This is a genomic window from Kitasatospora sp. NPDC056327 (assembly GCF_042261735.1).
GTDB lineage: Bacteria > Actinomycetota > Actinomycetes > Streptomycetales > Streptomycetaceae > Kitasatospora.
Genome location: NZ_JBHJRC010000363.1, coordinates 1 through 7684, shown reverse-complemented (window position 1 = coordinate 7684; position 7684 = coordinate 1). Strand labels below are relative to the sequence as shown.

Sequence of the window (7684 nt, the reverse complement as noted above, 5' to 3'; positions counted from 1 at the left end):
GGTCTTCCGACCGGCGGCCCTTTGGTGTCCCCTTCATGCTGCGATGTGCCTGTTTCGTGAACTTCCTGTGCGGAAGCGCCGCTTGGGGGTCATTCATCGGTTCCGAGGGGTTCCCTCGCCATGTGATGCGTGCAATTGTACATGTCACACTCCCCACCGGTGCTCGGTGGCCGCCGCCCCAACGGCGTCACCGCCACGGTCCTCACCACCCGACCGGCCGTACCCCCATGCGGCCGAAACAGGCCCGGAGGCCCCCACGTGAGAACCGCACGTTCCCTGCACCAACAGCCTTTGGCAGCAAGGCTGCTGACGCTCCTGATCGCGATATTCGTGGCGGTCGGACTGTTCACCCCGCGCGCCGAGGCCGCCCCCGCCGCGGCGGCGCCGTCCGGCGGCGGCGCGCCCGCCACCTCGGCCGGGCCGGCCGGCCTCGCCCCGCAGCCCGCGATCGGTGGCTCGCCGGACACCCCGCACCGGCACACCTCGGTGCCCGCGCGTGAGCGCGCCCCGTTCTCGACCACGGTTCCCGACCGTGCCGAGACCCTCTCCAAGGCCGAGCGGAAGGCCGAGCTGGCCAAGGCGTTCGGTGAGGGTGCCCCCGCGGCCCTCGCCGAGCAGGCCTGCACCGTCTCCGACTTCACCGGACGCACCGGCAGTGCCCTGGTCCAGGCCGTGAGGGCGGCCGACCTCGGCTGCATCAACGACCTGTTCCTGCTGACCGGCACGGACGCGCGCGGCGCGTTCCGCGAGGCGCAGATGGTCACCGTGGCGGACGCCCTGCGCACCGCCGCCGCGAGCTACCCGGGCGACAACTCCACCTCGGTCGGCCAGTTGGTGCTCTTCCTGCGGGCCGGCTACTACGTGCAGTGGTACCACGCCTCCGACGTCGGCACCTACGGCACCGCCCTGCAGTCCTCGATCCGCGGCGCGCTGGACGGCTTCTTCAACAGCCCGCGCTCCCGGGACGTCACCGCAGCCAACGCGGCCACCCTCGGCGAGGCGATCACCCTGATCGACAGCGCCCAGGAGAACATCCGCTACCTGCCGGTGGTCAAGCGCCTGCTGGGCGCGTACGACGCCGCCACCCACAACCCGGTCCGGATGGGCGACGCGCTCAACAGCGTGTTCACCGTGCTGTGGCGCGGACACCAGGCGACGGGCTTCGCCGATGCGGTGAAGGCCGACCCGAGCGTGCTGGACGCGCTCTACTCCTTCACGGCCGCCAACAGCGCCCTGCTCGGCGGCGACTACACCTTCCTGGTCTACAACGCGACCCGTGAGCTGGGCCGCTTCCTGCAGTACCCCGCGCTCCAGCCCAAGGCCCGCCCGCTGCTGAAGGGGCTCGCCGACCGCTCCTCGCCGAGCGGCGCCACCGCCTACCAGTGGGCCGCAGTCGCGGAGATGGCCGACGCCTACGACGCGGGCAACTGCGCGTACTTCGGCACCTGCGACGCCCCCGCCAGGCTGAAGGCATCCGTCCTGACGGTCAGCCACAGCTGCAGCCCGAGCATCAAGGTCCTCGCCCAGGCGCTCGACGCCGGCCGGCTCGCCACCACGTGCGCCAGCCTCAACGGGCAGGACGCCTACTTCCACGCCGTCGCCAAGGACAACGGTCCGGTCGCGGACGACCGGAACACCACGATCGAGGTCATCGTCTTCCACGGCCGGTTCGACTACGGGGTGTTCGCGGCCGGTATCTACGGCATCGACACCAACAACGGCGGCATGTACCTGGAGGGCAAGCCGAACACGGCCGGCAACCAGCCGCGCTTCCTCGCCTACGAGGCCGACTGGGCGCGTCCGGACTTCCAGATCTGGAACCTCAACCACGAGTACACGCACTACCTCGACGGCCGGTTCAACATGTACGGCGACTTCGACGCCGGCATGACCACCCCGACCATCTGGTGGGTCGAGGGCTTCGCCGAGTACGTGTCGTACGGGTACCGCAAGGAGACCTACGACGCGGCGATCACCGCCGCCGGCCGCCACACCTACCGGCTCTCCGACCTCTTCGACACCGGCTACGGTGACCAGGAGCGGGTCTACCGCTGGGGCTACCTGGCCGTCCGCTACATGCTGGAGAAGCACCGCGGCGACCTGGACGCGGTGCTCGCCAAGTACCGCGCCGGCGACTGGAACGGCGCCCGCACCATCCTCAAGACCACCATCGGCACCCGCTACGACGCCGACTTCGACTCCTGGCTGACCGCCTGCGCGGCCGGGGCCTGCGGCGGCGGCAGCAACCCGGGGGGCAACCAGGCCCCCACCGCCGCCTTCACCGCCTCGGTCGACGAGCTGGCCGTCACCTTCACCGACCGCTCCACCGACCAGGACGGCCGCATCGCGTCCCGCGCCTGGGACTTCGGTGACGGCACCACCGCCAACACCGCCGACCCGGTCAAGTCCTACGCGAAGGCCGGGACCTACACCGTCACCCTCACGGTGACCGACGACAAGGGCGCCACCGCGAGCTCCCGGCAGAACGTCACCGTGGCGGGCACCCCCGAGTGCTCCGGCGGCGACGCCCGGCAGCTGGACAGGAACTGCCGCCGTGCCGCCGTCGCCGCGACCGCCGGTAACTACGCGCACTTCTACCTCTACCTCCCGGCCGGGGTGCAGCAGTTGAAGCTCACCAGCACGGGCGGCACCGGCAACGCCGACCTCTACTACAACGGCGGCGGCTGGGCGTACACCAACGCCTACACCGCGAAGTCGGCCACGGCCGGCACCAGCAGCGAGACCCTCACCGTCACCAACCCGCAGGCCGGCTACGTCTTCCTGAGCCTCCACTCCCAGGACGGCTTCTCCGGCGTGACCGTCAAGGCCGAGTACTGACACCGGAGTTCCTTTCCGAGAACCACCGCGTCACCGAGGGCCCCGGCACCGTGCCGGGGCCCTCCCCGCACCGGGGGCCGCTACGCGCCGATCCGCACCAGGGCGAGCGTGATGTTGTCCGGCCCGCCGGCCCCGATCGCGGCCTTCCAGAGCTCGAACGCCGCCCGCCCGTCGGCCCGTTCGTCGTCCGCGGCGGGGCGGCCGAGCAGCGCGGAAAGTTCCTCCTCCGGTACCGGGTCGGTCAGTCCGTCGCTGCACACCAGGTACCGGTCGCCCACGGCCAGCGGCGCGCTGCGCACGTGCGGTTCGACGGAGGTGAGGCCGGCCGAGCCGCCCAGGGTCTGGGTGACCAGCGCGGTGGTGCGCCGTCCGGGCGGCAGCGGCGGGCTGTCGTCCACGCTGACCCGCCGCAGCCCGCCGTCGCCGATCCGGTAGACCCGGCTGTCGCCGACGTTGAAGGTCACCGCCCGCTCCTCCAGCAGCAGCACGCCCGCCACCGTGGTGCCCATCGCGGCCAGACCGGGCTCGTCCGCGGCCGCCGCGTACACCTCCCGGTTGCAGGACTGCAGGGCCTCCCGGACGTCCTCCTCGCCGTCGAGCCCCGGCCCGGCCGCCGCCAGCCGCCGGGCGACCAGGGCGCTGGCGACCTCGCCGCCGGGGTGGCCGCCGAGGCCGTCGGCGACCGCGACCACGCAGGGCGGGCCGAGCGGGAAGAGCAGGGTCTGCGGGTTGACGGTGACGGTCGCGCAGAGCGTCCACGGGCCGACGGTGACGCTGTCCTCGTTGCGCCCGCGCACCAGGCCCTCGTGGCTCACCGCGCTCACCGCGATGTACGCCGCCATCGCTTCGCCGCCCTTCGGGAACTCCGGCCGACCGGCCCCGGCCCTCCCATTGTCGCCCCCCGCTCCGGCGCACGCTCCGGGACCGCCGGCGCGCCCGCCGCTCCCGCCGCACGTCCCCGGCTCCGCCCGCTCCCGTCGCGCACACCCCCGGACCCGCCGGCCGCGCCGCGCTTCGCGAACCGTATTGCACCGAACGGTCCAAAAAGCTACCGTGCTGTCATGGCGAGACCGCGCACCTTCGACGAGGCCCGGGCGCTCGACGCGGCGATGCTGGCGTTCTGGGCGAACGGCTACGAGGCCACCTCCACGCAGGACCTCTGCGCGGCGACCGGCCTCGGGCGGAGCAGCATCTACAACACCTTCACCAGCAAGCACGAGCTGTTCAAGCGGGCGCTGGCCCGCTACATCGACCTGATGACCATCCCGCAGGTCGCCCTGCTGGAGGATCCGGAGCTGCCCCCGCTGGAGCGGATCCGGACCCTGCTGGCGCGGGTGGTGGAGGGGGAGTTCGAGCGGCGCCCGGAGGGGCGCAGCATCGGCTGCCTGACCGTGAACACCATCGTCGAGCTGTCCGGGCGCGACGCGGACGCCGACGCGATGCTGGCCCGGGACCAGGAAGTGCGGCTCGCCGCGCTGCGCGGGGCGATCGAGGCCGGGCAGCGGTCGGGCGAGATCGCCGGCCGGCGGAAGGCGGGGGAACTGGCGCGGTTCGTGAACGCGCTGATCGCCGGCCTGCGGGTGGCGGCCAAGGGCGGGGCCGACCGGGCGGCGGTCGAGGCCGTCGCCGCCACCGGACTGGACGCGCTCACGCCCTGATCGTTGCGGCCGCCGCACGGGAGGTCCGCTCCCCGGTCCTCCCGTGCCCCGCCGTGTCCTGATTCTGTACTGATCAATACAAAACTATCCGGAACTTCCGGGGGGAGTGCTCCCATGCCACGTGCCGTCTATGTCCTCGCGCTCGGCATCTTCGCGATGGTGACCAGCGAGTTCGCCGTCGCCGGGCTGATGCCGCAGCTCGCGGAGGGGCTCGACGCGACCGTCCCGCAGATCGGCTACCTGATCACGGCCTTCTCGGTCGCGATGTCCTTCGGTGGTCCGTTCCTCGCCGTCCCGCTACTGAGGCTCCGTCAGAAGTCCGCCCTGATGATCCTGTTCGGGATCTTCCTGGTCGGCAACCTGCTCGCCGCGACCGCCACCGGCTATCCGGTGATGCTGGTGGCCCGGGTGATCAGCGGCATCGCCGCGCAGGCCTTCTTCGGCATCTCGATCTCCCTCTGCGTCCGGCTGGCCCGCCCCGAGCTGCGCGGCCGGGCGATCGCCGTGCTGATGAACGGCCTGATGCTCGGCACCCTGCTCGGGCTTCCCCTGGCCACCGTCATCGGCGAGCGCCTCGGCTGGCGGGCGGCGTTCTGGGCGGTGGCCGTGCTCACGGTGGCCGTCGCGCTGTGCACCGCGGCCGGGGTGTCGGGCGCCGGCCACGGCGAGGGCGGCGGCTCGCTCCGTGCCGAGCTGGGCGCCCTGCGCAATCCGCGGCTCTGGCTGGCCTTCGTCACCAGCACCCTGATCATCGGCGCGACCTTCACCCTCTTCAGCTACGTCAATCCGGTCCTCACCGACCTCGCCGGCTTCTCGGCCGGGTCCGTCCCGCTGCTGCTGGTGGCCTACGGCGCGGCGACCGTGGTCGGCAACACCGTGGTCGGCCGGCTCGCCGACCGGTACGCGCTGCCGGTGATGGCCGTCGGCCTCGCGCTGAACACCGTCTTCCTGGCGGGGCTCGCGCTCTTCGCCCAGCTGCGGGTGCCGGCGGTCGGGCTGCTGCTCGGGGTCGGCCTGGTCGGCGTCACCATGAATCCGGCGATGGCCTCGCGGGTCCAGCGGATCGGCAACGCCCGGCCGCTGGTGAACACCGTCCACAACTCGTTCATCACGCTCGGTGTCATCCTCAGCTCGCTGCTCGGCGGCCTCGCCATCGACGCCTGGGGTCTGCGCGCCGTGCTCTGGCTGGGTGCGGGGATGGCCGTCGCCGGTCTGCTGACCCTGCTCCCGGACGCACTGCGGGGCCGCAGTGCGGTCCCGGGCCAGGGTCCGGGCGCCCAGGGGAATACAACCGCGGGTGCGGATGCTAAGGTGGTTGAAACTTTGACAATCGGATCCTGAACCGGGATCCGTCAGCGGGATCCACCAGGAGTGTGGTGAGCACCATGCAGTTCGGAATCTTCACCGTCGGCGACGTCACCCCCGACCCCACGACCGGCCGCACCCCGACCGAGCACGAGCGGATCAAGGCGACCGTGGCCATCGCCCGCAAGGCGGAGGAGGTCGGCCTGGACGTCTTCGCGACCGGCGAGCACCACAACCCGCCGTTCGTGCCGTCCTCGCCCACGACGCTGCTCGGCTACATCGCCGCGCAGACCGACCGCATCATCCTCTCCACCTCCACCACGCTGATCACCACCAACGACCCGGTGAAGATCGCCGAGGACTACGCGGTGCTCCAGCACCTCGCCGACGGCCGGGTGGACCTCATGATGGGCCGCGGCAACACCGGCCCGGTCTACCCGTGGTTCGGGAAGGACATCCGCCAGGGCATCCCGCTCGCGATCGAGAACTACGCGCTGCTGCACCAGCTGTGGCGCGAGGACGTGGTGGACTGGTCCGGCCGCTTCCGCACGCCGCTGCAGTCCTTCACCGCCACCCCGCGCCCGCTGGACGGCGTCCCGCCGTTCGTCTGGCACGGTTCGATCCGCAGCCCGGAGATCGCCGAGCAGGCCGCCTACTACGGTGACGGCTTCTTCGCGAACAACATCTTCTGGCCCAAGGAGCACTTCAAGAAGCTGATCAACCTCTACCGGGAGCGCTTCGCCCACTACGGGCACGGCACCCCCGAGCAGGCGATCGTCGGCCTCGGCGGCCAGGTGTTCATGCGCAGGAACTCGCAGGACGCGGTGCGCGAGTTCCGCCCCTACTTCGACAACGCGCCGGTCTACGGGCACGGGCCGTCGCTGGAGGAGTTCACCGCGGAGACCCCGCTCACCGTCGGCAGCCCGCAGGAGGTCATCGAGAAGACCCTGGCCTTCCGCGACACCTTCGGCGACTACCAGCGCCAGCTGTTCCTGATGGACCACGCCGGCCTGCCGCTGAAGACCGTCCTCGAACAGCTGGACCTGCTCGGCGAGGAGGTCGTGCCGGTGCTGCGCGAGGAGTTCGCCAAGGGCCGCCCGGCGGGCGTCCCGGACGCGCCGACCCACGCCACCCTGGTGGCGGCCGACCGGGCCCGCCAGGAGCAGGACGCCCGGAGCACGGAGGAGAACGTGGAGGTGACCAAGTGACCGCGTACCAGCTGGTGGTCATCAGCGCCGGTCTGAGCAAGCCGTCCTCGACGCGCCTGCTCGCCGACCGGCTCGGCGACTCGACGGTGCGCCGGCTCGCCGCCGAGGGGCGCGAGGTGGACGTGACGGTGGTCGAACTGCGCGACCTCGCCACCGACATCGCGAACAACTTCGTCACCGGATTCGCGGGCCCCGCGCTGCGGGAGGCCGTCGGCGCGGTCACCCGCGCCGACGGGCTGGTCGCGGTGACGCCGATCTTCGCGGCCTCGTACAGCGGGCTGTTCAAGTCGTTCTTCGACGTGCTCGACCCCGACGCCCTCACCGGCAAGCCGGTGCTGATCGCCGCCACCGGGGGCACGCCCCGGCACTCGCTGGCCCTGGAGCACGCGGTGCGGCCGCTGTTCTCCTACCTGCGCTCGGTCGTCGTGCCGACCGCGGTCTACGCGGCCACCGACGACTGGGGCACCACGGGCGACCGGCTCACCGACACCCTCCCGGGGCGGATCGACCGGGCGGCCGGGGAGCTGGCGGGCCTGCTCGCCGGCCGCGCCCCCGGCGGGCGGACGGCGGACGAGCCGGAGCAGGAGACGGTGGTTCCGTTCGAGCAGCAGCTGGCGGCCCTGCGGGGCTGACGGCGGACGGCGGACGCGGTGGAGGGGCGGGCCCGATGGGGCC

6 protein-coding genes are annotated in these 7684 nt (G+C 72.2%); 5 read left to right on the top strand and 1 reads right to left on the bottom strand.

Annotation, left to right across the window (positions count from 1 at the left end):
• Nucleotides 1–291 precede the first annotated feature (291 nt).
• Complete coding sequence (locus tag ACFCX4_RS32755) at nucleotides 292–2838, top strand: collagenase (protein WP_376150493.1); 2547 nt, start codon at nucleotides 292–294, stop codon at nucleotides 2836–2838.
• 80 nt (nucleotides 2839–2918) lie between these two features.
• On the opposite strand, the gene ACFCX4_RS32750 is transcribed toward ACFCX4_RS32755, so the two are convergent.
• Nucleotides 2919–3680 carry a PP2C family protein-serine/threonine phosphatase gene (locus ACFCX4_RS32750; RefSeq protein WP_376150491.1) on the bottom strand — a complete coding sequence of 254 codons (762 nt, stop codon included), beginning with the start codon at nucleotides 3678–3680 and terminating at the stop codon, nucleotides 2919–2921.
• 219 nt (nucleotides 3681–3899) lie between these two features.
• Between ACFCX4_RS32750 and ACFCX4_RS32745 the strand changes: the two genes are divergently transcribed.
• The 4 genes from ACFCX4_RS32745 (at nucleotide 3900) to ACFCX4_RS32730 (ending at nucleotide 7641) form a co-directional block, all read left to right on the top strand.
• Nucleotides 3900–4496 (top strand): TetR/AcrR family transcriptional regulator, encoded by a 597-nt coding sequence (locus ACFCX4_RS32745; protein ID WP_376150489.1) that lies wholly within the window; start codon nucleotides 3900–3902, stop codon nucleotides 4494–4496.
• Between the two features lie 114 nt (nucleotides 4497–4610).
• Entirely contained in the window at nucleotides 4611–5837 is a 1227-nt protein-coding gene (locus tag ACFCX4_RS32740; protein ID WP_376150487.1) for an MFS transporter, read from the top strand.
• A 44-nt stretch (nucleotides 5838–5881) separates the two neighbouring features.
• On the top strand, nucleotides 5882–7009 hold the full coding sequence (locus ACFCX4_RS32735) for an LLM class flavin-dependent oxidoreductase (RefSeq protein WP_376150495.1): 1128 nt from the start codon (nucleotides 5882–5884) through the stop codon (nucleotides 7007–7009).
• Nucleotides 7006–7641 carry an FMN reductase gene (locus tag ACFCX4_RS32730; RefSeq protein WP_376150485.1) on the top strand — a complete coding sequence of 212 codons (636 nt, stop codon included), beginning with the start codon at nucleotides 7006–7008 and terminating at the stop codon, nucleotides 7639–7641. Before ACFCX4_RS32735 ends, ACFCX4_RS32730 begins: the two co-directional genes overlap by 4 nt.
• Nucleotides 7642–7684: the final 43 nt, after the last annotated feature.

Coding starts and splice junctions, on each gene's coding strand:
- ACFCX4_RS32740 (WP_376150487.1), top strand. CDS start 4,611: ATGCCACGTGCCGTCTATGTCCTCGCGCTCGGCATCTTCGCGATGGTG.
- ACFCX4_RS32735 (WP_376150495.1), top strand. CDS start 5,882: ATGCAGTTCGGAATCTTCACCGTCGGCGACGTCACCCCCGACCCCACG.
- ACFCX4_RS32750 (WP_376150491.1), bottom strand. CDS start 3,680: ATGGCGGCGTACATCGCGGTGAGCGCGGTGAGCCACGAGGGCCTGGTG.
- ACFCX4_RS32745 (WP_376150489.1), top strand. CDS start 3,900: ATGGCGAGACCGCGCACCTTCGACGAGGCCCGGGCGCTCGACGCGGCG.